The organism is Mycolicibacterium arseniciresistens, assembly GCF_030519285.1.
Lineage (GTDB): Bacteria > Actinomycetota > Actinomycetes > Mycobacteriales > Mycobacteriaceae > Mycobacterium > Mycobacterium arseniciresistens.
Window position 1 is genome coordinate 1 of sequence record NZ_JAUMSQ010000133.1, and the last position, 23,813, is coordinate 23,813.

26 protein-coding genes are annotated in these 23,813 nt (G+C 70.9%); 17 read left to right on the forward strand and 9 right to left on the reverse strand.

Going from position 1 to position 23,813, the window contains the following annotated elements; all coding sequences use genetic code 11:
- Positions 1–88 precede the first annotated feature (88 nt).
- Entirely contained in the window at positions 89–1,795 is a 1,707-nt protein-coding gene (locus Q2100_RS17310; protein ID WP_302915069.1) for a DEAD/DEAH box helicase, read from the forward strand.
- Between the two features lie 3 nt (positions 1,796–1,798).
- On the opposite strand, the gene Q2100_RS17315 is transcribed toward Q2100_RS17310, so the two are convergent.
- From Q2100_RS17315 to Q2100_RS17325, 3 genes are read right to left on the reverse strand one after another with little or no spacing between them, the layout of a single operon-like run.
- A complete protein-coding gene (locus tag Q2100_RS17315) occupies positions 1,799–2,614 on the reverse strand; it encodes an HAD-IIA family hydrolase (protein ID WP_264015198.1) in 816 nt (271 codons plus the stop codon).
- Positions 2,615–2,641: 27 nt separating this feature from the next.
- On the reverse strand, positions 2,642–4,132 hold the full coding sequence (locus Q2100_RS17320; protein WP_407667643.1) for a PH domain-containing protein: 1,491 nt from the start codon (positions 4,130–4,132) through the stop codon (positions 2,642–2,644).
- On the reverse strand, positions 4,129–4,635 hold the full coding sequence (locus Q2100_RS17325) for a PH domain-containing protein (protein WP_264015197.1): 507 nt from the start codon (positions 4,633–4,635) through the stop codon (positions 4,129–4,131). The genes Q2100_RS17320 and Q2100_RS17325 overlap by 4 nt, the downstream gene beginning before the upstream one ends.
- A gap of 40 nt (positions 4,636–4,675) precedes the next feature.
- Between Q2100_RS17325 and Q2100_RS17330 the strand changes: the two genes are divergently transcribed.
- The 6 genes from Q2100_RS17330 to Q2100_RS17355 all read left to right on the forward strand — a co-directional run bounded on the left by Q2100_RS17330 (position 4,676) and on the right by Q2100_RS17355 (position 11,186).
- The gene (locus Q2100_RS17330) at positions 4,676–5,596 is read left to right on the forward strand and encodes an SDR family NAD(P)-dependent oxidoreductase (protein ID WP_302915070.1); all 921 of its coding nucleotides are present in this window, start codon (positions 4,676–4,678) and stop codon (positions 5,594–5,596) included.
- Positions 5,597–5,602: 6 nt separating this feature from the next.
- Positions 5,603–6,808, forward strand: a complete 1,206-nt coding sequence (gene moeA, locus Q2100_RS17335; RefSeq protein ID WP_264015195.1) for a molybdopterin molybdotransferase MoeA — start codon at positions 5,603–5,605, stop codon at positions 6,806–6,808.
- 59 nt (positions 6,809–6,867) lie between these two features.
- Positions 6,868–7,575: a phosphatidylserine decarboxylase gene (locus Q2100_RS17340; RefSeq protein ID WP_302915071.1), complete on the forward strand. Its 708-nt coding sequence runs from the start codon at positions 6,868–6,870 to the stop codon at positions 7,573–7,575.
- Positions 7,572–8,438: a CDP-diacylglycerol--serine O-phosphatidyltransferase gene (gene pssA / locus Q2100_RS17345; RefSeq protein ID WP_302915072.1), complete on the forward strand. Its 867-nt coding sequence runs from the start codon at positions 7,572–7,574 to the stop codon at positions 8,436–8,438. The genes Q2100_RS17340 and pssA overlap by 4 nt, the downstream gene beginning before the upstream one ends.
- A gap of 1 nt (position 8,439) precedes the next feature.
- A complete protein-coding gene (locus tag Q2100_RS17350) occupies positions 8,440–10,662 on the forward strand; it encodes an AAA family ATPase (protein WP_302915073.1) in 2,223 nt (740 codons plus the stop codon).
- An 89-nt stretch (positions 10,663–10,751) separates the two neighbouring features.
- Positions 10,752–11,186 (forward strand): DUF1707 domain-containing protein, encoded by a 435-nt coding sequence (locus Q2100_RS17355; protein WP_302915074.1) that lies wholly within the window; start codon positions 10,752–10,754, stop codon positions 11,184–11,186.
- On the opposite strand, the gene Q2100_RS17360 is transcribed toward Q2100_RS17355, so the two are convergent.
- The gene (locus Q2100_RS17360) at positions 11,154–11,768 is read right to left on the reverse strand and encodes a TetR/AcrR family transcriptional regulator (RefSeq protein WP_302915075.1); all 615 of its coding nucleotides are present in this window, start codon (positions 11,766–11,768) and stop codon (positions 11,154–11,156) included. The genes Q2100_RS17355 and Q2100_RS17360 overlap by 33 nt on opposite strands.
- A gap of 21 nt (positions 11,769–11,789) precedes the next feature.
- On the opposite strand from Q2100_RS17360, the gene Q2100_RS17365 reads away from it, so the two are divergent.
- The 8 genes from Q2100_RS17365 to Q2100_RS17400 all read left to right on the forward strand — a co-directional run bounded on the left by Q2100_RS17365 (position 11,790) and on the right by Q2100_RS17400 (position 19,449).
- Positions 11,790–12,185, forward strand: a complete 396-nt coding sequence (locus Q2100_RS17365) for a hypothetical protein (RefSeq protein ID WP_302915076.1) — start codon at positions 11,790–11,792, stop codon at positions 12,183–12,185.
- A 158-nt stretch (positions 12,186–12,343) separates the two neighbouring features.
- Complete coding sequence (locus Q2100_RS17370; RefSeq protein ID WP_302915077.1) at positions 12,344–15,247, forward strand: Na+/H+ antiporter subunit A; 2,904 nt, start codon at positions 12,344–12,346, stop codon at positions 15,245–15,247.
- Entirely contained in the window at positions 15,244–15,717 is a 474-nt protein-coding gene (locus tag Q2100_RS17375; RefSeq protein ID WP_269896665.1) for a Na(+)/H(+) antiporter subunit C, read from the forward strand. Before Q2100_RS17370 ends, Q2100_RS17375 begins: the two co-directional genes overlap by 4 nt.
- Positions 15,714–17,312: a Na+/H+ antiporter subunit D gene (locus Q2100_RS17380; protein WP_302915078.1), complete on the forward strand. Its 1,599-nt coding sequence runs from the start codon at positions 15,714–15,716 to the stop codon at positions 17,310–17,312. The genes Q2100_RS17375 and Q2100_RS17380 overlap by 4 nt, the downstream gene beginning before the upstream one ends.
- Before the next feature lie 29 nt (positions 17,313–17,341).
- Complete coding sequence (locus Q2100_RS17385; protein ID WP_264015212.1) at positions 17,342–17,896, forward strand: Na+/H+ antiporter subunit E; 555 nt, start codon at positions 17,342–17,344, stop codon at positions 17,894–17,896.
- Entirely contained in the window at positions 17,893–18,168 is a 276-nt protein-coding gene (locus Q2100_RS17390) for a monovalent cation/H+ antiporter complex subunit F (RefSeq protein WP_264015185.1), read from the forward strand. The genes Q2100_RS17385 and Q2100_RS17390 overlap by 4 nt, the downstream gene beginning before the upstream one ends.
- Positions 18,165–18,542 carry a monovalent cation/H(+) antiporter subunit G gene (gene mnhG, locus Q2100_RS17395; RefSeq protein ID WP_302915079.1) on the forward strand — a complete coding sequence of 126 codons (378 nt, stop codon included), beginning with the start codon at positions 18,165–18,167 and terminating at the stop codon, positions 18,540–18,542. The genes Q2100_RS17390 and mnhG overlap by 4 nt, the downstream gene beginning before the upstream one ends.
- Entirely contained in the window at positions 18,523–19,449 is a 927-nt protein-coding gene (locus Q2100_RS17400) for an SAM-dependent methyltransferase (RefSeq protein WP_302915080.1), read from the forward strand. The genes mnhG and Q2100_RS17400 overlap by 20 nt, the downstream gene beginning before the upstream one ends.
- A gap of 3 nt (positions 19,450–19,452) precedes the next feature.
- Here the strand turns inward: Q2100_RS17400 and Q2100_RS17405 are convergent, their stop codons facing one another.
- Genes Q2100_RS17405 through Q2100_RS17425 form a run of 5 tightly spaced genes read right to left on the reverse strand, consistent with a single transcriptional unit; the run spans position 19,453 to position 22,743 of the window.
- Positions 19,453–20,082, reverse strand: coding sequence for an LON peptidase substrate-binding domain-containing protein (locus Q2100_RS17405; RefSeq protein ID WP_302915081.1), 630 nt, complete (start codon positions 20,080–20,082; stop codon positions 19,453–19,455).
- A gap of 9 nt (positions 20,083–20,091) precedes the next feature.
- Complete coding sequence (locus tag Q2100_RS17410; protein WP_302915082.1) at positions 20,092–21,222, reverse strand: glutamate--cysteine ligase; 1,131 nt, start codon at positions 21,220–21,222, stop codon at positions 20,092–20,094.
- On the reverse strand, positions 21,200–21,919 hold the full coding sequence (sodC, locus tag Q2100_RS17415; RefSeq protein WP_302915083.1) for a superoxide dismutase[Cu-Zn]: 720 nt from the start codon (positions 21,917–21,919) through the stop codon (positions 21,200–21,202). Before sodC ends, Q2100_RS17410 begins: the two co-directional genes overlap by 23 nt.
- Before the next feature lie 10 nt (positions 21,920–21,929).
- The gene (locus tag Q2100_RS17420; RefSeq protein WP_264015179.1) at positions 21,930–22,394 is read right to left on the reverse strand and encodes a LytR C-terminal domain-containing protein; all 465 of its coding nucleotides are present in this window, start codon (positions 22,392–22,394) and stop codon (positions 21,930–21,932) included.
- Between the two features lie 40 nt (positions 22,395–22,434).
- The gene (locus tag Q2100_RS17425; RefSeq protein ID WP_264015178.1) at positions 22,435–22,743 is read right to left on the reverse strand and encodes a nucleoid-associated protein NapA; all 309 of its coding nucleotides are present in this window, start codon (positions 22,741–22,743) and stop codon (positions 22,435–22,437) included.
- Positions 22,744–22,894: 151 nt separating this feature from the next.
- Between Q2100_RS17425 and Q2100_RS17430 the strand changes: the two genes are divergently transcribed.
- On the forward strand, positions 22,895–23,488 hold the full coding sequence (locus tag Q2100_RS17430; protein WP_264015177.1) for a peptide deformylase: 594 nt from the start codon (positions 22,895–22,897) through the stop codon (positions 23,486–23,488).
- A 7-nt stretch (positions 23,489–23,495) separates the two neighbouring features.
- A partial coding sequence (locus Q2100_RS17435; protein ID WP_456094142.1) for a putative acetyltransferase occupies positions 23,496–23,813 on the forward strand: 318 nt, incomplete at its 3' end.

A 23,813-nucleotide genomic window follows, 5' to 3' on the forward strand; every position in this document is an offset into this window, starting at 1 on the left:
ACGCCCGGCCACCGCGGCGCGCGCTGCGGATGTGCGCCGCCGGAATCCGTTGTAATAGACTGCCCCTCGATCGGTGAGGAGACCTTGGGTGCGGGCATACGCAGCGCCCGACACCCAGGCCTTGCGTGGCTGGCAGCGTCGGGCATTGGTGAAGTATCTCGGCGCCAAGCCACGCGATTTCCTGGCGGTGGCCACCCCCGGTGCAGGTAAGACGGCGTTTGCCCTGCGGATCGCCGGGGAACTGCTGGCCGACGGCACCGTCGACCGGATCACCGTGGTGGTCCCCACCGAACACCTCAAGGTCCAGTGGGCCGCGGCCGCCGCACGCGTCGGCATCTCGCTCGACCCGCGGTTCAGCAACTCCGCGGCGCAGCACTCCTCAGAGTTCCACGGCGTGGTGGTCACCTATGCGCAGGTGGCCAGCCACCCGTCCCGGCACCGCGTCCGCACGGAGAACTACCGCACCCTGGTGGTGTTCGACGAGATCCACCACGGCGGCGACGCGAAGAGCTGGGGCGAGGCGATCCGCGAGGCGTTCGACGACGCGACGCGCAGACTTGCGCTCACCGGCACGCCGTTCCGCAGCGACGACTCCCCCATCCCGTTCGTCCGGTACGAGCACGGCCCCGACGGGTTCGCGCGCTCGCAGGCCGACCACACCTACGGGTACTCCGACGCGCTGGCCGACGGCGTCGTGCGGCCCGTGGTGTTCCTGGCCTACTCCGGCGAGTCACGCTGGCGCGACAGCGCCGGCGAGGAGCACTCGGCCCGGCTCGGCGAACCGCTGAGCGCCGAGCAGACCGCCCGCGCCTGGCGCACCGCGCTCAACCCGGCGGGCGAATGGATGCCCGCCGTCATCGCCGCGGCCGACCGGCGGCTGGAGCAGAAGCGGCGGCACGTGCCGGACGCCGGCGGCATGATCATCGCCTCCGATCAGACCGCCGCGCGCGCCTACGCCGAGCTGCTGACCCGGCTCACCGGCGAGGCGCCGACGATCGTGTTGTCGGACGATCCGGGCTCCTCGGACCGGATCAGCCAGTTCTCGGCGGGTACCACTCGCTGGCTGGTCGCGGTGCGCATGGTGTCGGAGGGCGTCGACGTCCCCCGCCTCGCCGTCGGCGTGTACGCGACGAGCGCGTCGACCCCGCTGTTCTTCGCGCAGGTGATCGGGCGCTTCGTGCGGTCGCGCAAACCCGGCGAGACCGCCAGCGTCTTCCTGCCGTCGGTGCCCAACCTGCTGCTGCTGGCCAGCGAGATGGAGGCGCAGCGCAATCACGTCCTCGGCAAGCCGCACCGCGAGGAAGAGGGCCTCGACGACGCCTTGCTCGAGGACGCCAACAAGGCCAAGGACGAGCCCGGCGATCTGGACAACGGCTACGAGATGCTCGGCGCCGATGCCGAACTCGACCAGGTGATCTTCGACGGCTCGTCATTCGGCACCGCGACACCCGCGGGCAGTGAGGAGGAGGCCGACTACCTCGGGATCCCGGGCCTGCTCGATGCGACACAGATGCGAGACCTGTTGAGCCGCAGGCAGGAAGAGCAGCTGACCAAGCGGACCGCGTCGGGCGCCGCCGCCGCCGAGCCGGCCCTGACCCGCGCCACCCACGGCCAGATCCGGGAACTGCGCCGCGAGCTCAACGCGCTGGTTTCCATCGCCCATCACCGCACCGGCAAGCCTCACGGCTGGATCCACAACGAACTGCGCAGGCTCTGCGGAGGACCTCCGGTGGCCGCCGCCACCACCGATCAGCTCAAGGAGCGCATCGAGGCGGTCCGCACCCTCAAGGCCTGATCGCTACAGCCCCAGCAGCGGCGGCAGGTCGGCGACCGAGTCGATCACGTGGTTGGGCTGCATCGCGAATTCGTCTGCGGCCCAACGGTCGAGCGTGTCCTGGCGGAACTTGCCCGTGCGCACCAGCACTCCCGTCATGCCGACCACCTGGGCCGCCAGGACGTCGTTGTTGAGGTCGTCGCCGACCATGTACATCTCATCGGGATCGACGCCGAGCCTGCGCGCCGCGGCCAGGAAGCCCTCGGGCGCCGGCTTGCCGACGGCGGTGGCCTTGCGGCCCGACGTCTCCTCCATGCCGAGCAGATACATGCCGGTGTCGATGCGCAGGCCCTCGGTGGTGTTCCACGACGTGCTGCGGTGCATCGCCACCACCGGCACACCCTGGGCCATCCAGTCGTACACCCAGCTGAGGGTGAGGTGGTTGTACTCGCGGCCCGCACCGCCAAGCAGCACGACGTCGGGCCGGTCGGGCGTGCCGCCGTCGTCGAACTCGTCCGAGTACACCAGGTCGACACCCGGCATGTCCTCGCCGATCCGGCCGCTGTTCACCAGGAAGCACTGCGCTCCGGGATACCGCTCCCGGACGTACTCCGCGGTGAGGACCGCGGCGGTGATCACCTCGTCGGCGGTGACGTCCATGCCCGCGCCGGACAGCAGTTCGGCGATCTGCCTGCGTGTCCTGGTGGTCGTGTTGGTCAGGTACGACCGTGCGATCTGGTTGTCCGCCAGCGACCTCAGCGTGTCGGCGGCTCCGGCGATCGGCTGCCATGACGTCACCAGGACGCCATCGATGTCGAACAGCACTCCACCGACGGCCATGCTGGAAGACAGTAAACGGCGAATGCTTCAGCGCAACTCGGGCCCGGCTCCGGTGCGCGCCCATCCGGTGCCTGTGAGCCACGGCGACACCGCGGCGGCGACCGACCACGCCGCCCCGGCGGGCACGTCGACCACCCGGTAGGCCTTCACCCCCGCGGCGGTCGCGGCGACCAGCGTGGCGACCCCGGCGCGCCGCTGGAACCAGGACTGCCGCACCGTCCAGCCGACGACGCCGGCACCGTCGACACAGTCCCGCCGCCGCTCGAGGCTGCCCGAACGGGCGACCAGCCAGCCGTCGTCGACGCGGTGGCCCAGCGACCGCGACCGGTCCGCCGCGAGCAGTGCGCAGCACACGGTGAGCACCGCCCACACCGGCCATACCCAAAGAGGCATCGAAACAACGAAACTCGTCGCACCCATGACGATGGCCAGCAGTGCGGGAGCGATCAGCGCACGCGTCCAGCGCCGCCGGGTGGCCGCCGGGCCGTGCGCACGCAGCGCGCCGGTGACGGCGTCGGGATGGTCGATCAGGTCCGTGAGCACCGACCGCGCGGTGTCCGCCGGGCAGGGCGGCAGCAGCAGCGACGACTCGCCCGCGCCGTCGACGCCGGTCATCACCGCATCCAGCCGGGCGCCGCCGAACATCCGCACCAGCAGCGGCTCCCGCAGGGTGCCGCCCCGCAGCCGGCGCATGTCGTAGGTGTGCTCACGCACCCGCACCACACCGTGCACGAGGTGCAGCACGTCTCCGTCACGGCGAAGCACGAGGTTCCCGTACGTCGTCAACGACCTCAGCACCGACAGCAGCACCGACGCGACCACCACCGCCAGCACGACGACCGTCACACTGGCCGCCACCCCCGCGCGCTCCGCGGCGTCCAGACCGGAGCGCACCAGCCCCGAATCCTGCACTCGCACCCCGTATCCCACCTGGTACACCAGCCCGAACGCGGCGGCGATCATCGCCAGGCCGGTGAAGCTGAGCGGGCTGTACCGCAGCCACGACGGCTGCCACCGGGCGAGCACCCGCCCCGGTGGCACCGGGTCCTGCTCGGTCTCGGAGCCTGCGCCGGCCAGCGAGTCGGCCAGCAGCACCGCCCGCAGCCTTGGCACCTCTCCCGCCTCGACCGCGTCAAGGGCGAACGCCGCGTCACCGCGGGCCTCCTGCCCGGTGCTCAGCCGCAGCACCGTCAGCCCGAACACCCGGTGCAGCAGCCGGGCGTCCGTCGATACCGAACGAATCCTGTTGCGCGGCACGGACAGCACGTTGCGCTGCAGCACCCCGGCGCGCAGCTGGACCTCGTCGGCGTCGATACGGTAGGTGGTGGTGAACCACCGCGCGACGCCGTACCCGACGGTGGCCACCAGCGCTGCGACCGCCCACAGCGGGTTGCCGGTCGCCGAACCCAGCACCACCGAACCGATCAGCACCGGCACCTGACGCACCACCTCGTGCACGGGATGCACCAGGAGCATCCGCGGGCTCAGCCGCTGCCACACCGGTGCGGGCGCGGTCACGTGGCGTCCTGCTCGCCGAGTGCGGCGATGTCGGTCAGCTGCGCCACCACGCGGTCGGCGACGTCGGAGTCGAGCGCGACGATGTGCACCGCTCCCGCCGAGGACGCCGTCGTCACCGTCACATTGGCCAGACCGAACAACCGGTCGAGCGGACCGCGCTGGGTGTCGACCGTCTGCACCCGCGAGATCGGCGCGATCCGGCGCTCCTGCATCAGCCACCCGGTTCGGGTGTGAACCGCCCGGGAATCGATCTCCCAGCGGTGCACCCGGTAGCGCCACATCGGCGCGATGCCGACGAACACCACCACGCCGACCGCCGGAACCGCCAGCACCAGCCACGACACCCACGCTGGGCGCGGGTCGAGTGCCAGCCAGACCAGCAGCCCGGCCAGCAGCGCCAGCCACGGCACAGCGGCGCCGATCGCCCACACCAGCGGCGCCTTGCGGCTGGGCGGGTTGGCCGGATCGGCGAGCGTCACGGTCTGGCGGGGCGCACCGTTCATCCTTCGAGCATGACCGATCGGCGTGGGTAGGGTTTCGATCATGAGTGCTGACACGAAGTGGGGCGCGGGCGACGTGCCGGACCAGACCGGGCGCGTCGCCGTCATCACCGGCTCCAACACCGGGATCGGCTACGAGGCCGCCGCCGTGCTGGCCGCCCGCGGCGCGCACGTGGTGCTGGCCGTGCGCAACCTCGACAAGGGCAAGGCGGCCGTCGACCGGATCACCGCGGCGACGCCGCACGCCGACGTCACGCTGCAGCAGCTGGACCTGACGTCGCTGGACAGCGTCCGGCGGGCCGCCGACGACCTGCGTGCCGAGTACTCCCGCATCGACCTGCTGATCAACAACGCAGGCGTGATGACGACGCCGAAGGCCACCACGTCCGACGGCTTCGAGCTGCAGTTCGGCACCAACCACCTCGGCCACTTCGCTCTCACCGGGCAGGTGCTCGACAACATGCTGCCCGTCGAGGGGTCGCGAGTGGTGACGATCAGCAGCAACGGCCACCGCTTCGGCTCGATCAACTTCGACGACCTGCAGTCCGAGCGCGGCTACAACCGGCTGCGCGCCTACGGCCAGGCCAAGCTCGCCAACCTGCTGTTCACCTACGAGCTCAACCGGCGGCTGTCGAAGAAGGGCGCGCCGACCATCGCCGTCGCCGCCCACCCCGGCAGCTCCAACACCGAGTTGACCCGCAACCTGCCCGGCGTGATCCGCGGGCCCGTCGAGCTGGTCTGGCGCCAGATCGCCCAGGACGCCGCCGGTGGCGCACTGCCCACGCTGCGCGCGGCCACCGACCCGCAGGTGCGCGGCGGCCAGTACTACGGCCCGGACGGCATCGGCGAGCAGCGCGGGCACCCGAAGCTGGTGCAGTCCAACAGGAAGTCCCACGATGAGGACGTGGCGCGGCGGCTCTGGACGGTGTCCGAAGAGCTCACCGGCGTCACGTTCCCGGTGTAGCCGTCGATGCGCTCCGTCTCCGAACACCAGAGTGTGGTCGCCGGTCTGATCGCCGCCCGGCCGTCGGTCACCGTGCCGGTGACCGAGGCGCTCGGGCTGGTGCTGGCTGCCGACGTCGTCGCGCCGCTGTCACTGCCCGGCTTCGACAACTCCGCCATGGACGGCTACGCCGTGCTGGCCGACGACGTCGCGGGGGCGAGCGCCGAGCACCCGGTGCGGCTCCCGGTCGCCGCCGACATCCCGGCCGGCCGGACCGATCCGTTGACCCTGGCGCCGGGCACCGTGCACCGCATCATGACGGGGGCGCCGCTGCCGTCGGGCGCCACCGCAGTGGTCCCGGTCGAGGCCACCGACGGCGACTTCACCGCCATCCCCGACACCGTGGAGATCCGGATCGCACCCCGGCCCGGCCAGCACGTCCGCCGCGCCGGCGAGGACGTCACCGCGGGCACCACCGTCCTCACGGCGGGCCAGCCGGTCACCCCGGCCGCGCTCGGGCTCGCCGCAGCGCTGGGTCTCGGCGAACTCACCGTGGTGCCGCGGCCCCGAGTGCTCGTCATGTCGACGGGCACCGAGCTCGTCGCACCCGGCACGCCCCTGCTGCCCGGCCAGATCTACGAGTCCAACGCGGTGATGCTGGCGGCGGCCGTGCGCGACGCCGGCGGCGAGGTGGTCGCGGCGCCGATGACCGGTGACGACGTCACGGCCTTCCACGACACGCTGGCCCGCTACGCCGGGCAGGCCGATCTGATCATCACCACCGGCGGGGTGAGTGCCGGAGCCTACGAGGTGGTCAAGGACGCGCTCGCCGCGACGGTCGAATTCGTCAAGGTCGCGATGCAGCCGGGCATGCCGCAGGGCGCCGGCCGCGTCGGCGGCACGCCGATCGTCACCCTGCCGGGCAACCCCGTCAGCGCGCTGGTGTCGTTCGAGGTGTTCCTGCGTTCGCCGCTGCGGGCGGCGATGGGCGCCACGCAGCCCCAACGGCCCCGGCGCGCGGCCGTGCTGACCGAGGACCTCACCTCCCCGCGCGGCAAGCGGCAGTTCCGCCGCGGTGTGCTCGACGCCGACGCGGGCACCGTCACCAGCTACGGCCCGCCCGCGTCGCACCACCTGCGGTGGCTCGCCTCGGCCAACTGCCTGCTGGAGATCGGCGAGGACATCACCGAACTCCCGGCCGGGTCGACGGTCGCGGTGTGGGATCTGAGCTAGCCGGGTTCTGAGACAGCTGGCCGGATTCTCGACACCGTCCGCACGTAGAATCCACCCCGATGGCCAGACGCCCAAGAACCGAAGAGCTCAAATCCGGCCCCGAGCGGTTGATGGCCCTGGTCCGGACAACCGTTCCGCCGGTGCACCCGGCAGGCCTGCCGTTCATCGGCGCCGGTCTCGCGCTGGCGGCCGCCGGTCGCCGGAACCGCTGGCTGCGGGGCGCGGGCCTGGTCGCTGCAGGCGCCAACGCCGCGTTCTTCCGGCATCCGCCGCGGGTGCCACCGACGCGCCAGGGCGCGATCGTCGCCCCGGCCGACGGGCTGATCTGCCTGGTCGAGGACGTCGAACCGCCCGCAGAACTGGGGCTGCCCGCGCGTCCCCTTCCGCGGGTGAGCATCTTCCTGTCGATCTTCGACGCGCACGTGCAGCGCGTCCCGATCAGCGGCGAGGTGACCTCGGTGGTGCACCGGCCGGGGCTGTTCGTCTCGGCCGAACTCGAGGCGGCCAGCGAGGACAACGAGCGCAACAGCCTCGTCATCCGGACGGAGTCCGGTGCCCAGGTGATCGCCGTGCAGATCGCCGGCCTGGTCGCGCGGCGCATCGTCTGCGACGCCAAGGCCGGCGACAAGGTCTCGATCGGCGACACCTACGGGTTGATCCGCTACGGCTCCCGCCTCGACACCTACCTGCCGGAGGGCTCCGAGGTGCTGGTGCTGCCCGGCCAGCGCGCCGTCGGCGGGGAGACGATCCTCGCGGAGCTGCCGTGATCAAGCCCAGGGTGAAGCGTCCCGTGGTGAGCCTGCGCATGCTGCCCAGCGCGATGACGGTGGCCGCGATCTGCCTGGGGCTGTCGGCGGTGAAGTTCGCGCTCGACGACCGTCCGACCGAGGCGATGGCGTTCCTGGCCGTGGCCGCCATCCTCGACGCCCTCGACGGCCGGACGGCGCGGCTGCTCAACGCCACCTCGAAGATGGGCGAGGAGATCGACTCGCTGGCCGACGCGGTGAACTTCGGTGTGGCGCCGGCGTTCATCGTCTACGGCACGCTGCTGTCGGAGTCGCGGATCGGGTGGATCGTGGTGCTGTTGTACGCGGTCTGCATCGTGCTGCGGCTGGCCCGGTTCAACGCGATGCTCGCCGAGGACCAACCGGGTTACATGAAGGAATTCTTCGTGGGGATGCCCGCGCCGGCCGCGGCCATCGGCGCGATCGGCCCGCTGGCGGCCAAGATGCAGTTCGGCGAAGGCTGGTGGACGTCGGAACCGGCCGTCGTCATCTGGATGATCGGGGTGTCGCTGCTGGCGGTCAGCAGCATCCCGATGCGCAAGGTGCACACGTTCGCCATACCGCCGAGCGCGGTGGTGCCGCTGCTGGTGCTGCTGGCGCTCGGGGTCGCCGCGTCGATCCTCTACGGCTACCTCGTGCTGATGGCGATCATCCTGGCCTACGTCATCCACATCCCGTTCGCGGTGCGCAGCAGCCGATGGGTGGCCGCCCATCCCGAGGCGTGGGACGACAAACCGAGGCAACGCCGTGCCACCCGGCGCGCCACCCGCCGGGCCACCCGACGGGCCCAGCCGTACCGGCGCTCGGTGGCGCGCCTCGGACTGCGCAGACCTCCGGACCGGTGACATGACCGGGACCGAGTTCGCCGAAGACGACTACGCGCTCACCCATCTGCGACTCACCGCTCGGCTGAACACCTCGGCGCTGGACAATCGCCGCGGTGTGGTCCGGTTGCATCCCGAAGCCATTGCCGCACTTGGCCTGCGCGAGTGGGACGCCGTCGCCCTCACGGGTGCCAGGACCACCGCGGCGGTGGTCGGGGTGGCACCGCCGGGCACGCCGACCGGCACCGCCCTGCTCGACGACGTCACGTTGTCCAACGCCGGTCTGCGGGAGACCAGCACGGTGATCGTCGCACCGGTGACGGTGTACGGCGCACGATCGGTGACGGTGTCGGGCTCCAGGCTGGCCACCCAGTCGATCTCGTCGGCCACCCTGCGCCAGGCGCTGCTCGGCAAGGTGATGACGGTGGGCGACACGGTGTCGCTGCTGCCGCGCGACCTGGGACCGGGCACCTCGACCTCGGCGGCCACCTCGGCGCTGGCCTCGTCGGTCGGCATCACCTGGACCTCGGAACTGCTCACCGTCACCGGTGTCGATCCGGCCGGACCTGTCAGCGTGCAACCCAATTCGGTGGTCAGCTGGGGCGACGGCACCGTGTCGGTGTCGGACCGCGGAAGCGCAGGCGTGGACAGCAGCGTCGGCCAGGCCACCGTCACCACGCCGTCGCAGCGGCCGTCTGTCAGCGCGGACGATCTCAAAGGTGTGCACAGCCAGGTGAGCCGGCTGACCGAATGGCTCAAGCTCTCGCTCGACGAGCCCGAACTGCTGCAGACCCTCGGCGCCGCCGCCAATCTCGGTGTGCTGGTGTCGGGTCCGGCAGGTGTCGGCAAGGCGACGATGGTGCGGGTGGTGTGCGCCGACCGCAGGCTGGTCGAACTCGACGGCCCCGAGGTGGGCGCGCTGCACGCCGAGGACCGGCTGCGCAGCGTCTCCGCCGCCGTGGAGACGGTCCGCGACGGCGGCGGCGTCCTGCTGATCACCGACATCGACGCGCTGCTGCCCTCGACCGCGGAACCGGTCGCCACCCTGATCCTGACCGAACTGCGTTCGGCCGTCGCGACTTCCGGTGTCGCGTTCGTCGCGACGACGGCCATGCCGGACGGCGTCGACCCGCGGCTGCGCGGGCCCGACCTGTGCGACCGTGAGCTCGGTGTGAGCCTGCCCGACGGGGCGACCCGCAAAGCGCTGCTGGAGGTGCTGCTGCGCGACGTGCCCGCGGGTGAGCTGCAGCTCGACGAGATCGCCGGGCGGACACCGGGTTTCGTCGTCGCCGATTTGTGCGCCCTGGTCCGCGAGGCGGCACTGCGGGCGGCCGCGCGGGCGAGCACCGAAGGCACCGCGCCCGCACTCGTGCAGGAGGACCTGACCGGAGCGCTCAGCGTGATTCGCCCGCTGTCGCGCTCCTCCACCGAAGAGGTGGCGGTGGGGTCGGTGACCCTGGAGGACGTCGGCGACATGGTCGCGACCAAGCAGGCGCTCACCGAGGCGGTTCTGTGGCCGCTGCAGCATCCGGACACCTTCGCCCGGCTCGGGGTCGAACCGCCACGCGGTGTGCTGCTCTACGGTCCGCCCGGGTGCGGGAAGACGTTCGTGGTGCGGGCGCTGGCGAGCTCGGGCCGGCTCTCGGTGCACGCCGTCAAGGGTGCCGAGTTGATGGACAAGTGGGTTGGCGCCTCGGAGAAGGCGGTGCGCGAACTCTTCCGGCGGGCGCGCGACTCCGCGCCGTCGCTGGTGTTCCTCGACGAGATCGACGCGCTGGCGCCGCGGCGCGGGCAGAGCTTCGACTCCGGTGTCACCGACCGGGTGGTGGCCGCGCTGCTGACCGAACTCGACGGCATCGAACCGATGAACGACGTCGTCGTGCTCGGCGCCACCAACCGGCCCGACCTCATCGACCCGGCGCTGCTGCGACCCGGCCGGCTGGAGCGGCTGGTGTTCGTCGAACCGCCCGACGCCGAGGCTAGGCGCGAGATCCTGCGCACCTCGGGCAAGTCGATCCCGCTGGCCGAGGACGTCGACCTCGACGCGCTGGCAGACGACCTCGACGGCTACAGCGCGGCCGACTGTGTGGCGCTGCTGCGCGAGGCGGCGCTGACCGCGATGCGACGCTCGATCGACGCCGCCGACGTCACCGCCGCCGATGTGGCCGCCGCGCGCGCGACGGTGCGGCCGTCGCTGGACCCGGTGCAGGTGGAGTCGCTGCGCGCGTTCTCCGAGAACCGCTGACGCCGCTTACATCTTGACAGTGCCTAGTTACCGGAGCAGACTCGGACCCATCCGAACTAGCCGCTGACAAGTTTGATGGGAGCGCAGTCATGACCGCCCCGGACACCACCACCCGCGCCGGCGACCGCGAGCGTGAGAAGACGGCCACCGACCTCGGGCTCGCACTTTCGCAGGGCTACCTCGACATGGCGGACTACGAGCGCCGGGTGCAGTCGGCGTTCGCCGCGGGCACCCGTGAGGAGCTCCGCGTGCTGACCGCCGACCTGCCCGTTCCCCATCTGCGCCGCAACGATCCGCGGCGGCGCGAGGCCCACACGAGGGCGGCCCGGCGCGGCGCCGCCATTCACGTCGCCGCCTACCTCGCGGGGGCGCTGCTGATGCTGGGCATCTGGCTCGCCGTCGGCCTGAGCGGCGGCGGATGGTACTTCTGGCCGGTCTGGCCGATCATGGGCTGGGGCATCGGAGTGGTCAGCCACACCCTGTCGGTCCGGTCAGGATCCACCTGCGGGTCGATGCGCCGCTAACAGCGCCCGCACCGCCACTGCCAGGTCGTCGGCCAGCCACGAGGGCAGGCGGTCGTCGCGGGCGTGACGCCGGATGACGGCGTAGGGCAGGTCGACGACCGCCCGGGTTACCGCGTCGAGATCACGGTCGGCGCCCTTGTCGCCGGGGTCGCCGTAGAGCCGCCGGGTGACGTCGTGCAGCCGGGAGATCAGCGGGGCGTTCATCGCCGCAAGCGTCTCCTGCAGCGAGGGATCCGGATCGCCGTCGACCAGATCGCCGGGGCGCAACGCCAGCAGCAGGCGGGCGTCGTCCGGCAGGTCGCCGGCGAACTCGACCGCCGCCACGGCCATGGCCACCCCCTCGTCCACCGGATCGTCGGCCGCCGCCGCCAGCACCCGGCCCTGGAATCGCTCGAGCGCCCGCAGCCAGGCGGCCGTCACCACACCGTTGCGGTTGCCGAAGCGGTGATACAGCGTGCCGGCGGGGGCGCCGCTGACCTTGGCGATCGCGGCCACGCTGGCCGCACGCGGACCCTCGGTGAGGATCAGCGCGCGCGTCGCGTCGAGTATGGCGTCGGTCTCATGCTTCCGCGGAGGTGCCACGATATAGTATGGTCCTTCTATATGGAACGATTGCCCTATATCGACGAGCATGCCATATCGATCGCCGCCTACCGCGCCACCTGCTGGACGGCCCTGCTGTCCGTGATGTGCCGCGACCGCCATGACCCGTCGAGCGTCCCGCCCGGCTTCCACCTCGAATCGGCCACGCCGCCCGACCGGTTCGCCATGCACGGCCGCCACCCCTTCGCGGTGTACCGGCTCGTGTTCGAACTCACCGACGACGGGCCCGGCCGCACCCGCGTGGCCGCGCAGACCTTCGCGGCGTTCCCCGGCGCCGCGGGAACGGTGTACCGGGCGATGGTCATCGGCACCGGCGGTCACGGCGTCGTCGTACGCAGACTGCTCGGCCGGATCGCCGCGCTCGCCGAGCGGAATGCGGAGCGGGCCGTTCCGTAGGGGTGCGAGCAGCTCACCGGGCATCCGTAGAATGAGTGAGGACGGGCTGTTCCCACCACCGATGCGTTTAGCGCCGAGCGTGCATCCGAGCGGCTGACACCCACGATCTGATCTTCGCCAGTCGGCGCACCGCCGACCCGACGAGACCACGGAGTGCCTTGCTTGCCATTCTGATCGCCCACGCGGCGGCGACCGCCATCGCACCCGTCCTCGTGGCACGATTCGGCAGGCTCGCGTTCTACCCGCTGGCGCTGGTCCCCCTCACGTCGCTGGTGTGGGTGGCGACGAACTGGCCGTCACCGGGCGACGTCAAGACCGTCGACCTGGTCTGGCTGCCCGAACTGTCGATGAACATCACCCTGCGATTCGACACCCTCGCGGCGATCATGAGCGTGCTGGTGCTCGGCATCGGCGCACTCGTGCTGCTCTACTGCGCCGAGTACTTCCACCACCACGACGGCCACACCGAGAAGCGACTGCCGAGCTTCGCCGCCGAGATGGTGGCTTTCGCCGGCGCGATGTTCGGTCTGGTGACGAGCGACAACATGCTGGTGCTCTACGTGTTCTGGGAGATCACCACCGTGCTGTCGTTCCTGCTGGTCGGGCACTACGCCGAGCGCGCCACCAGCAGGCGTGCCGCCACGCAGGCACTGCTGGTGACCACCCTCGGCGGGCTGGCGATGCTGGCGGGCATCGTCGTGCTGGGCAACCTCGCGGGCACCTACCGGCTCTCCGAACTCGTCGCCGCGCCACCGACCGGAGTGGCGGCAGGCGTCGGCGTCGCCCTGATTCTCGTTGGCGCGCTGTCGAAGTCGGCGATCGTCCCGCTGCACTTCTGGCTGCCGGGCGCCATGGCGGCGCCCACCCCGGTGAGCGCCTACCTGCACGCGGCGGCGATGGTGAAGGCCGGCGTGTACCTGGTGGCGCGGCTGACGCCGGGCTTCGCCGACTCACCGGTCTGGCGGCCGATGGTGGTGACACTCGGCCTGGCGACGATGCTGCTCGCCGGCTGGCGTGCGGTGCGCGAGTACGACCTCAAGTTGATCCTCGCCTTCGGCACGGTCAGCCAGCTCGGCCTGATCACCGTGATGGTCGGCGCCGGCGGGCGCGACATGATGCTGGCCGGGCTGGCCATGCTCGTCGCGCACGCGATGTTCAAGGCCGCGCTGTTCATGGTGGTCGGCGCCATCGACCACGCCACCGGCACCCGCGACATCCGGCGGCTCGCATGGCTCGGCGAGGCCAGCCGGCCACTGCTGGTCATCGCCGTCGGGGCCACGGCGAGCATGGCGGCGCTACCACCGTTCCTCGGCTTCATCGCCAAGGAGGCCGACTTCGAAACCGTCTCGCACAGCGCGTCACTCGGCGTCGCGGCGCCGGTGGTGCTGGCGGGCATCGTGTTCGGCTCGGTGTTCACCACGATCTACAGCCTGCGATTCCTGTGGGGGGCGTTCGCGCGCAAGGGCCTGTCCCAACCCAGCGTCCGCGTCGCCGAGATACACCGGCTGCCCGCGACCTTCCTGGTCCCGCCGGCGATCCTGGCGGCGGCGGGGTTGCTGTTCGGGCTGTGGCCAGCACCGCTGGACACGGTGCTCGACGACTACGCCGGCACGGTGCCCGGCGGCCAGCACTACGAGCTCGCACTCTGGCACGGGCTGAATCTGCCTCTGCTGCTGTCGGTTCTGGTCATCGCGGCGGGCACCGCGGCCTTCTTCGGCCGCCACCGCCTGCGGCGGGCCCGCACCCCGTACCTGCCGCTGGGCAACGCCGACCACGTGTACGACTCCTTCATCCGCGGACTCGACGTGTTCTCGGTGCGGCTGACCGCGGTGACGCAGCGCGGATCGATACCCGCCACGCAGGCGGTGATTTTGTCGACGCTGGTGGTGCTGCCTGCGGCGGTGCTGGCGTTCGGTGCTCGCGACCGGCCGGAGTTCCGGCTGTGGGATTCCCCGGTGCAGGTGGTGGTGGGACTGCTGATGATCGCCGCGGCGCTCGGCGCGGTGGTGATGCGCAACCGGCTGGCCGCGGTGCTGCTCATCGGGGTGACCGGTTACGGCTGCGGCGCGATCTTCGCCTTCCACGGCGCTCCCGACCTCGCCCTCACCCAGTTCCTGGTCGAGACGCTGGTGCTGGTGATCTTCGTGCTGGTGCTCCGCTCGCTGCCCGCCGAGGCGGACCAGGCCGACATCGGCCGATTCCGGCTGCCGCGTGCCGTGCTGTCACTGGCCGTCGGCGCGACCGTCACCTCGCTCGCCGTCTTCGCGATGGCGGCCCGCAGCGGCGCGGGCATCGCCGAACTGCTGCCCGACGCCGCGTACTACCGCGGGCACGGCGCCAACACCGTCAACGTGCTGCTGGTCGACATCCGCGCATGGGACACGATGGGCGAGATCTCGGTGCTGCTGGTCGCCGCGACCGGGGTGGCGTCGCTGGTGTTCCGGCACCGGCGGTTCGGCGCCGCACCCCGGGTGTCCGACGCCGGCCAGCCCGACATCGGCCCCGTCGGCACCTACGCCAACTCGCCCGCGGCCGGTGAGGTGACGTGGCTGCGCGGAAGTGAACTCCGCGACCCGCGGCACCGCTCGCTGGTGCTCGAGGTGGCGACCAGGGTGATCTTCCCGCTCATCATGGTGCTGTCGGCGTACTTCTTCTTCGCCGGCCACAACACTCCCGGCGGCGGCTTCGCGGGCGGGCTGACCGCGGGGCTGGCGCTGGTGCTGCGCTACCTGGCCGGCGGCCGCTACGAACTCGGCGAGACGCTGCCGCTGGACGCCGGGAAGATCCTCGGCGTCGGGCTCGGACTGTCCGCGGGCACCGCCGTGGCCTCGCTGCTGCTCGGCGCACCGGTGCTGTCCTCGGCCGTCGTCGAGTTCGACGTCCCGGTGCTCGGCACCGTCAAGTTCGTCACGGCGCTGTTCTTCGATCTCGGCGTGTACCTCATCGTCGTCGGCCTGGTGCTCGACGTGCTGCGCAGCCTCGGTGCACGGGTCGACACGGAGATGGCCGAACCACGAACCGGTGGCCGGCCTGCCGTCGAGACCGGGACGGTGACCCGATGACCACCTACCTGATCCCGCTCATCCTCGTCGGAGCCCTCACCAGCGCGGGTGTCTACCTGCTATTGGAGCGCAGCCTGACCCGAATGTTGTTGGGGCTGCTGCTGATCGGCAATGCGGTGAATCTGCTGATCCTGATGGTCGGCGGTCCGTCGGGCAATCCGCCGGTGCGCGGCCGCACCAGCAACGGCGAGACCACCACGGCCGATCCCCTGGCCCAGGGCATGATCCTCACCGCGATCGTCATCAGCATGGGCATCGCCGCGTTCGTGCTGGCGCTGACCTACCGGTCCTTCCGGCTGACCACCGCCGAAGAGGTGGGCAACGACCCCGAGGACACCCGGGTGTCCCGGCTGTCCGCCATGGACGCCACCCCCGTCGACGAGGACCGGCCACCAGAACCGGACACCGGCAAGGACACCGACCTGCCCGACGAGCTCGACGCCCTTCCCGGCCAGGAGGGTTCGCGATGACCCTCTCCACCGTGCTGACCCCGCTGCCCGTGTTGATCCCGACACTGGCCGCGGCACTGACGCTGTTCGCCGGCCGCACCCCCCGGCTGCAGCGCGCCATCACCCTCGTCGCGCTGATCGCCGTGGTCGCGGTGTGCGCCGTGCTGCTGTACCTGACGGACCGGGACGGCACCCTCGCGCTGCAGGTCGGCGGCTGGGGCCAGAGCGTGCCGGGCATGGGGCCGCTCGGCATCACCCTGGTGGTGGACCGGCTCTCGGCGCTGATGCTGGTGGTGTCGTCGATCGTGCTGCTGGCGGTGGTCTGCTACGCCATCGGACAGGGCATCCGCGACGGCGACGACCGCCAGCCGGTGTCGATCTTCCTGCCGACCTATCTCGTGCTGTCGGCTGGCGTGTGCACCGCCTTCCTGGCCGGTGACCTGTTCAACCTGTTCGTCGGCTTCGAGGTGCTGCTGTCCGCGAGCTTCGTGCTGCTGACCATCGGGTCCAGCGCCGAACGCGTCCGCGCCGGCATCGCCTACGTGATGGTGTCGATGGTCTCGTCGCTGATCTTCCTCATCGGCATCGCACTGGTCTACGCCGCCACCGGCACACTGAACATGGCGGAGCTGGGCGTGCGCCTCGACGAGGTCGCGCCGGGCACCCGCACAGCGCTGTTCGCGGTCCTGCTCGTCGCGTTCGGCATCAAGGCCGCGGTGTTCCCGCTGTCGACCTGGCTTCCCGACTCCTACCCCACCGCACCGGCGCCCGTCACCGCCGTGTTCGCCGGACTGCTCACCAAAGTCGGTGTGTACGCGATCATCCGGGCGCACTCCCTGCTCTTTCCCGGCGGTGGCCTGGACGCGGTGCTGCTGGTGGCCGCACTCATGACGATGGTGATCGGCATCCTCGGCGCCATCGCGCAGAGCGACATCAAGCGGCTGCTGTCCTTCACCCTGGTCAGCCACATCGGTTACATGGTGTTCGGCATCGCGCTGTCGAACGAACTCGGCATGTCCGGCGCCATCTACTACGTGGCGCACCACATCCTGGTGCAGACCACCCTGTTCCTGGTGGTCGGGCTGATCGAACGGCAGGCAGGCGCGTCGACCATGCAGCGGCTCGGCGGACTCGCGGCCGCCAGCCCACTTCTGGCCTTCGTCTGGGTGGTGCCCGCGCTCAATCTCGGTGGTATCCCGCCGTTCTCGGGTTTCATCGGCAAGGTGGCACTGATGGAGGCCGGCGCCGCCAACGGTTCCGTGCTGGCCTGGTTCCTGGTCGGCGGCGGCGTGCTCACCAGCCTGCTGACGCTGTACGTGGTGGCCCGGGTGTGGACCAAGGCGTTCTGGCGAGCCCGGGTCGACGCCCCGGAGGGCCATCTGTCCGCGGCCGTCCCGGCGGCGCTGCTCGTCGAGGACGAGGACATCGAGTACGCCGACCGGGCGCACGTCGGCCGGATGCCGATCGGCATGCTGCTGCCGACGGGCGCGCTGATCGCGGTCGGCCTGATGCTGACGGTGGCGGCGGGACCGATCTTCGCCTACAGCGTGCGCGCGGCCGACCAGGTGCTCGACCGCGAGCAGTACATCACCGCCGTCGTCGGGGAGCGGCCATGACAAGCGACAGCGTGCGGAGCAGGTGGCCGATGCGGCGGATCGCCCTTCGGGCGTGGGTGCTGTGCTGGCTGGTGCTGGTGTGGATCTTCCTGTGGGGCACCTTCTCCGCGGCCAACGTCGTCAGCGGGCTGGCCGTGGCGCTGGTGATCACGGTGCTGCTGCCGCTGCCGCCGGTGCCCGTCGAGGGCCGGATCCATCTGCTCTCGGTGCTCCGCCTGATCGCGACCGTCGCCTACTATCTGGTGCTGTCCTCGGTGCAGGTGGCGTGGCTGGCGGTCAAGCCGGGCCCGCCGCCGCTGACGGCCGTGCTGCGCGCGCATCTCGCACTCAAGTCCGACCTCGTGCTGGCGCTGGCCGTCAACATCATGAACCTGACCCCAGGCAACATCGTGCTCGAGATCGACCAGGCCCGGCGGATGATCTACGTGCACGTCATCGACGTGGGTTCCGACCGCGCCCTGGCCCGGTTCTACCGCCAGGTCGACCAGTTCCAGCGGTTGCTCATCGCGGCGTTCGAACGCGATGCGGACTGGCGGCCCTCGGCCCATCCGGTGGACGCTGTGGAGGAGGAGGCAGACAAGTGACGTACGTGTGGATCGTCGCTGCGGTGATGCTCAGCGCCGCCGCGGCCATCGTGATGTTCCGGCTGCTGGCCGGCCCGAGCACGCTTGACCGGCTGGTCGCGCTCGACACCCTGGTCGCCGTCACGATGTGCGCGATCGGCACGTGGGCGGCGTTCAGCCTCGACACCACCGTCACCTACAGCCTCACCGCGCTGGCGCTCATCAGCTTCGTCGGGTCGGTGAGCGTGGCGAGGTTCCGGGTGCCCGACGTCGAGAAGCGGAGGACCCGGTGAGCAGTCCCGACATCCCCGACGTGGTCGCCGCCGTCCTGGTGCTGGGCGGGTCGACGCTGGCGCTGACCGCGGCGATCGGCGTCGTCCGGTTCCCCGACACACTGTCGCGGATGCACGCCGCGACCAAGCCCCAGGTGCTGGGGCTGCTGCTGGTGCTGGCGGGCGCCGCGATCCGGCTGCGGGGCAACGTCGATGTCGGCATGGTGATCCTGACCGGCCTGTTCACAATCATCACCGCCCCCGTGGTGGCCAACCGCGTCGGCCAGCTGGCCTACCGCGAGCAGAACATCCGCGATGACCTGTTGACCAGGGACGAGATGCATGAGTTCGCGGCCGATGGGGAACACCGTGCGCATGGCACGGACGGACTCTGACACCTGGAGCATCACCGAAGGCGTCGGTCCCACCGCGCTGGGAGTGGCGATGGCCCGGGCCGGTGAATCCTCGGCCGGCTGCCCGCTGTTCGACGATCCGTTCGCGCAGGTGTTCATCGACGCCGCGGTCGCCCTCGGCTGGGAGCTACCGACGGGGGCGATGGCCGAGAGGATCCGCGCGGTGTCGGGGTACGCGGCGTCGCGTACCAAGTGGTTCGACGAGTTCTTCATCGCCGCGGGAGCACACGGTGTCGAGCAGTCGGTAATCCTCGGCGCCGGCCTGGACTCGCGCGCCTGGCGGATGCCGTGGGTGAGCGGCAGCGTGGTCTACGAGATCGACCAGCCCCAGGTGCTCGAGTTCAAGTTGGACGTGTTGCGCACCCACGGCGCCGAACCGAATGCGCGGTATGTCCCGGTGCCCGTCGATCTCCGGCAGGACTGGCCTAAGGCGTTGCGCGACGCGGGTTTCGACGCCACCCAGCCGGCAGCGTGGTCGGCCGAGGGGCTGCTGCCCTACCTCCCGGCGGAGGGCCAGGACCGGTTGTTCGCACAGATCATCGAGATGGCCGTGCCGAGCAGCCGCATCGCGGTCGAGTCGTTCGGCGCCGCGTTCTTCGACCCGGCGAACCTCGCCGCCCGGCGTGAGCAACTCCGACGGCTCCGCGAGGACTCCGGCGACGACGGTCCGGACATCGAGGACCTGTGGTTCGTCGAGGAGCGCACCGACGTCGCGCAGTGGCTGACCGCGCAGGGCTGGGAGGTCACCTCGATCGACGCCCGCCGGCTGATGGACCGCTACGACCGGTGCACTCCCGACGACGCCGAGGACGCCTTTCCCAACACCGTGTTCGTCGACGCGAGGCTCAGTTCCGCGGCGTCGACGGGGCCCATCGCGGCGATCGCCTAGGGACTACTCCGAGAGCTGGAACTCGACCCGGGCGGTCACCGTGTCCACGGCTTCGCTCAAAGCGTCCAGTCGCGTCGCCGGGCCGGGCGCGGCCAGCACCGCGTACCGGTCGGCAGGACCCATCGGCAGGCGGTTGGCCAACGCGTACAAGCGCTTCGGCACGTCGGGTTCGGTGCGGGCGAGCAGCCCGTCGCGGTCGCGGATTTCTCCGCCGCGGGCGGCCGCGATCCGCTCGAAGAGCGCGATGATGCGATTCTCCACGTCGGCGAGCCGGGCCGGATCGACGCCGGCGTCGGGCTCGTCGGGCCACGGTTCGACGTCGGCCCGGGGATACGGATCGTCGTCGAGCCACTCGGTGACCCGGATTCGTTCACCCAGTGGGCAATTCATCCGGTATCGGCCCTCGCCGGTCGCGGCGCACTCGGCGATGCGAGCCAGCACACCGACCCGGCTGCGCCGGTCCCCGCCGCCCACTTCGCGCCCGGCCTCGATCAGCACCACCCCGAACACCGGGTCGTCGGCGGCCAGGCAGTCCCGGACCAACGCGGCGTACCGCGGCTCGAAGATCCGCAGCGGCAACTCCTCGCCGGGCAGCATCGCCACTTCGAGCGGGAACATCGGCGTGACGCTCATGGGTCCAACCTATAGTTCGAGCTCGCCGACGATGGCGTCGACGACCGCGCGCAGGTCGCCGTCGGTCTCCTCGGCCACCCGGCGCTGCCGCTGGTAGGACGCGCCAAGCCGGTGGATCTCACTGACCGAGGCCAACTCGTCGACGCAGCCCAGGGACTTCGCCACCGGTTGCAGCCGGTCCACCAGGTTGTCGAGGTCCTCGGTGACCAGCCGCTCGTTGCTGTCGGCGTCGAGGATGATGATGGCGTCCAGGCCGTACCGCGCGGCGCGCCACTTGTTCTCCTGCACGTGCCACGGCGGCATCATCGGGAGTTCCTCGCCGGCGTCGAGCCTGCGGTCGAGGTCGACGATCAGACAGTGGGTGAGCGCCACCAGCGCGCTCAGCTCCCGCAGATTCGACACCCCGTCGCACACCCGCACCTCGACCGTGCCCAGATGCGGCGACGGCCGGATGTCCCAGCGGACCTCGTTGATGTGGTCGATGATCCCGGTCTTCTTCTGGTCGTGGACGAAGCCCTCGAACTCCGACCACTGCCGGAACTGGAACGGCAGCCCCGCCGTCGGCAGCTGCTGGAACATCATCGCCCGGTTGCTCGCGTAGCCGGTGTCCTCACCGTCCCAGAACGGCGACGACGCAGACAGCGCCAGCAGGTGCGGGAACTGGTTGAGCAGCGAGGAGATGATCGGCATCACCTTGTGCGCCGACGACACCCCGACGTGGACGTGCACCCCCCAGATCACCATCTGACGGCCCCACCACTGCGTGCGCTTGATCAGCTCGGCGTACCGCGGCGCATCGGTGAGCTGGGCCGCCGACCACTTTGCGAACGGGTGGGTGCCCGCGCTGAACAGGTTCATCCCGCGGTCGCGCACCACCTGCTGCGCCGTGACCAGGCTGCCGCGCAGGTCGTCCATCGCCTCCGGCACGGAATTGCAGACGCCCGTGACGATTTCGACGGTGTTGCGCAGCAGCTCCTTGTGCACCTTCGGGTTCTCGCCGATCTCGGCGATCACCGCGGCGGCCTCGTTGCTCAGGTCGCGGGTGACGGCGTCGACGAGCGCGAATTCCCATTCGACACCGAGCGTCGGGCGGTAGGACCCGGCGAAGTCGATACGGCTACTGCGCGGGAGCGATGACACCGCAGGCCACCCGGCCGCCGGCGTCACCGGTCGCCAGCGTCTGCTGGTCGGGACCCGGCGTGCCATTGACCTGCTGATACTTCTCCGGCGGGATGTTCGCGAAGTTGTCGGCCTTCTCGTGGATGATGATCGCCGTCTTCTGGCCGGCCTGCAGCTGCTCGGCGGTGAACGCGTCGGTGGTGGTCACCAGCATCGCCGAACCGTCCTCGCGCACCTGCAGCGAGCTCAGGTCACCGCTCGCCGGGTGCGTGGTGTGACCGGGCACCTGGAAGTGCCCGCCCGCGGAGTTGAAATTGGCCGGCGCGCCGCCGGTGGGGGCCACCGAGTCGGCCTCGCACTTGCCGACCGAGTGGATGTGGATGCCGTGGAATCCCGGCGCCAGCTGCCCGGATGCGGTGGTGCGCACGGTGACCGTCGCGTAGCCGCCTGTGAAGTCGATGTCGGCGGTGGCCACCGTGGTCCCGTCCGGGCTCCGCAACTCGGCGGCCAGTTTCTCGCCGCCGCCTTCGCCACCACCTTCACCGCCACCCTGGCCTTCGCCCTGCTCTTCGCCCGGCGCGGCGGACGGAGACGGCGAGCCGGTCCACACCGACGGCGTGGTGCCGGGAGTGGTGGACGCCTGCTCGGGATTGCTGCAGGCGCTCAAAGCAAGGGCGGGAACGGCGAACAGGGCGGCGACGGTGGCGGACTTGCGCATGGCCACGAGCCTAACCGGTGACCGCCACGATCACGCCTGGTGGTTGGTCGGCGAGCGCGGGCGTGCGCGGCTCGACCGGCGCCTCGAGTAGCTTGCCCACTTCGTCGGCGCCTTCGCGTTCGCCCGGCGCTTCGCCGAAGTACACCGTGGTGGCGGTGACGCCGTCGAGCGTGAGGTTGCCGGTGTCGGCGACGTTCCAATCGGCTTCGCGCAGCCGGGTGGCCACTCCTTCCGCCGCGCCGGCCACCTCGGAGATGTTGTACACGCGGACCTCGGGGCGCGCGGCCGGAGCCTCCGACGACGCGGGGGCCGCGGTGGTGGTGGAAACGGCGGACGCCACGGGCGCGTCGTCGTCGCCGGAGTCGTCACCCGAGCCCATCGCCTGGAAACCGACCAGCAGGAAGACCACACCGAGGAACAGCAGCACCATGACCATGGCCCGCAGCGGCAGCCCGGAACTTTCTCGCTGGTTCATCGCGCCCACTCTAACGAGTGCGCCTGCGCCGACCGACCGCTCAGGTGACTTCGAAGCCGAGCCTGCGCGCCGCGCGGGCCTTCTGCCTGCTGGCGCGCAGCCTGCGCAGGCGCTTGACCAGCATCGGATCCGCGGCGAGCGCCTCCGGCCGGTCCACCAGCGCGTTGAGCACCTGGTAGTAGCGGGTCGCCGACATGGAGAACAGCTCCCGGATGGCGTCTTCCTTGCTGCCGGCGTACTTCCACCACTGGCGTTCGAATGCCAGGATGTCGTGCTCGCGCCGGGAGAGTCCTTCGGGGAGATCAGAGTCATCGCCGGAAGGCTCAGTACGCGCGATAGCGCCGTCCATATTGCTCCTCGGACCTTTCCGACCTGAAAAGAATGACATCCCTGTAGTTCGCGCTCATTCAATCACGGGTTGCTGGGTTGCGACGTCATCAATGCGGGCGAGTCGGCTGGTGCGTCGTGCGGACGTAGGCCGCCGACTTAAGCTCTCCCGCATGGCCGTCGTACCCATCCGGATAGTAGGAGACCCCGTCCTGCGCACCGCGACCACTCCCGTGCCCGTCGGTCCCGACGGTTCATTGCCCGCAGATCTGGCGGATCTGATCACCGACCTGTACGAGACGATGGACGCGGCGTACGGAGTGGGCCTGGCCGCCAACCAGATCGGCGTCTCGAAGCGGGTCTTCGTCTACGACTGCGCCGACGCCCGCGGCCGAACCACCCGTCGCCGGGGCGTCGTCGTCAACCCGGTGCTCGAGACCTCCGAGGTGCCCGAGACGATGCCCGATCCCGACGACGACGAAGAGGGCTGCCTGTCGGTGCCCGGCGAGCAGTTCCCCACCGGCCGCGCGGAATGGGCCCGCGTCACCGGACTCGACGCCGACGGCACCCCGATCACTCTCGAGGGCACCGGCCTGTTCGCCCGGATGCTGCAACACGAGACCGGGCACCTCGACGGGTACCTCTATCTCGACCGCCTCGTCGGCCGGCATGCCCGTGCGGCCAAACGGGCCGTCAAGTCCAACGGCTGGGGTGTCGACGGCCTGAGCTGGCTGCCCGGCGAGGACCCCGACCCCTTCGGTCACTGAGCCGTCCGTGCCGGAACTGCCGCCCACGGGCACCAGGGTCAGCCTGCGCTACCGGCTGCCGCCGGGCTCCTCGCCGCCGCTGACCGATGTGGTCGGTCATCTGATCGCGGTCGGTCCGACCCTGCGCGTGCGCACGAAACGGGGAGACGAGGTGGACGTCGCCGCCGCCGACGTGGTGGCGGTCAAGGCGCTCGCCGACGCACCCGTGCGCACCGCCGACATCCGCAACCTCGAACACGCCGCCGCCGGCGCCTGGCCGGGGCGCCGTCAGGAGTGGCTCGACGGGTGGCTGCTGCGCGAGGCGGGCGGCCACACGCACCGCGGC

Coding starts and splice junctions, on each gene's coding strand:
- Q2100_RS17315 (WP_264015198.1), bottom strand. CDS start 2,614: ATGGCCGTCGGTGGAGTGCTGTTCGACATCGATGGCGTCCTGGTGACG.
- Q2100_RS17325 (WP_264015197.1), bottom strand. CDS start 4,635: ATGAACGGTGCGCCCCGCCAGACCGTGACGCTCGCCGATCCGGCCAAC.
- Q2100_RS17330 (WP_302915070.1), top strand. CDS start 4,676: ATGAGTGCTGACACGAAGTGGGGCGCGGGCGACGTGCCGGACCAGACC.
- moeA (WP_264015195.1), top strand. CDS start 5,603: ATGCGCTCCGTCTCCGAACACCAGAGTGTGGTCGCCGGTCTGATCGCC.
- Q2100_RS17340 (WP_302915071.1), top strand. CDS start 6,868: ATGGCCAGACGCCCAAGAACCGAAGAGCTCAAATCCGGCCCCGAGCGG.
- Q2100_RS17350 (WP_302915073.1), top strand. CDS start 8,440: ATGACCGGGACCGAGTTCGCCGAAGACGACTACGCGCTCACCCATCTG.
- Q2100_RS17355 (WP_302915074.1), top strand. CDS start 10,752: ATGACCGCCCCGGACACCACCACCCGCGCCGGCGACCGCGAGCGTGAG.
- Q2100_RS17365 (WP_302915076.1), top strand. CDS start 11,790: ATGGAACGATTGCCCTATATCGACGAGCATGCCATATCGATCGCCGCC.
- Q2100_RS17375 (WP_269896665.1), top strand. CDS start 15,244: ATGACCACCTACCTGATCCCGCTCATCCTCGTCGGAGCCCTCACCAGC.
- Q2100_RS17380 (WP_302915078.1), top strand. CDS start 15,714: ATGACCCTCTCCACCGTGCTGACCCCGCTGCCCGTGTTGATCCCGACA.
- Q2100_RS17385 (WP_264015212.1), top strand. CDS start 17,342: ATGCGGCGGATCGCCCTTCGGGCGTGGGTGCTGTGCTGGCTGGTGCTG.
- Q2100_RS17400 (WP_302915080.1), top strand. CDS start 18,523: ATGGCACGGACGGACTCTGACACCTGGAGCATCACCGAAGGCGTCGGT.
- Q2100_RS17405 (WP_302915081.1), bottom strand. CDS start 20,082: ATGAGCGTCACGCCGATGTTCCCGCTCGAAGTGGCGATGCTGCCCGGC.
- sodC (WP_302915083.1), bottom strand. CDS start 21,919: ATGCGCAAGTCCGCCACCGTCGCCGCCCTGTTCGCCGTTCCCGCCCTT.
- Q2100_RS17420 (WP_264015179.1), bottom strand. CDS start 22,394: ATGAACCAGCGAGAAAGTTCCGGGCTGCCGCTGCGGGCCATGGTCATG.
- Q2100_RS17425 (WP_264015178.1), bottom strand. CDS start 22,743: ATGGACGGCGCTATCGCGCGTACTGAGCCTTCCGGCGATGACTCTGAT.
- Q2100_RS17430 (WP_264015177.1), top strand. CDS start 22,895: ATGGCCGTCGTACCCATCCGGATAGTAGGAGACCCCGTCCTGCGCACC.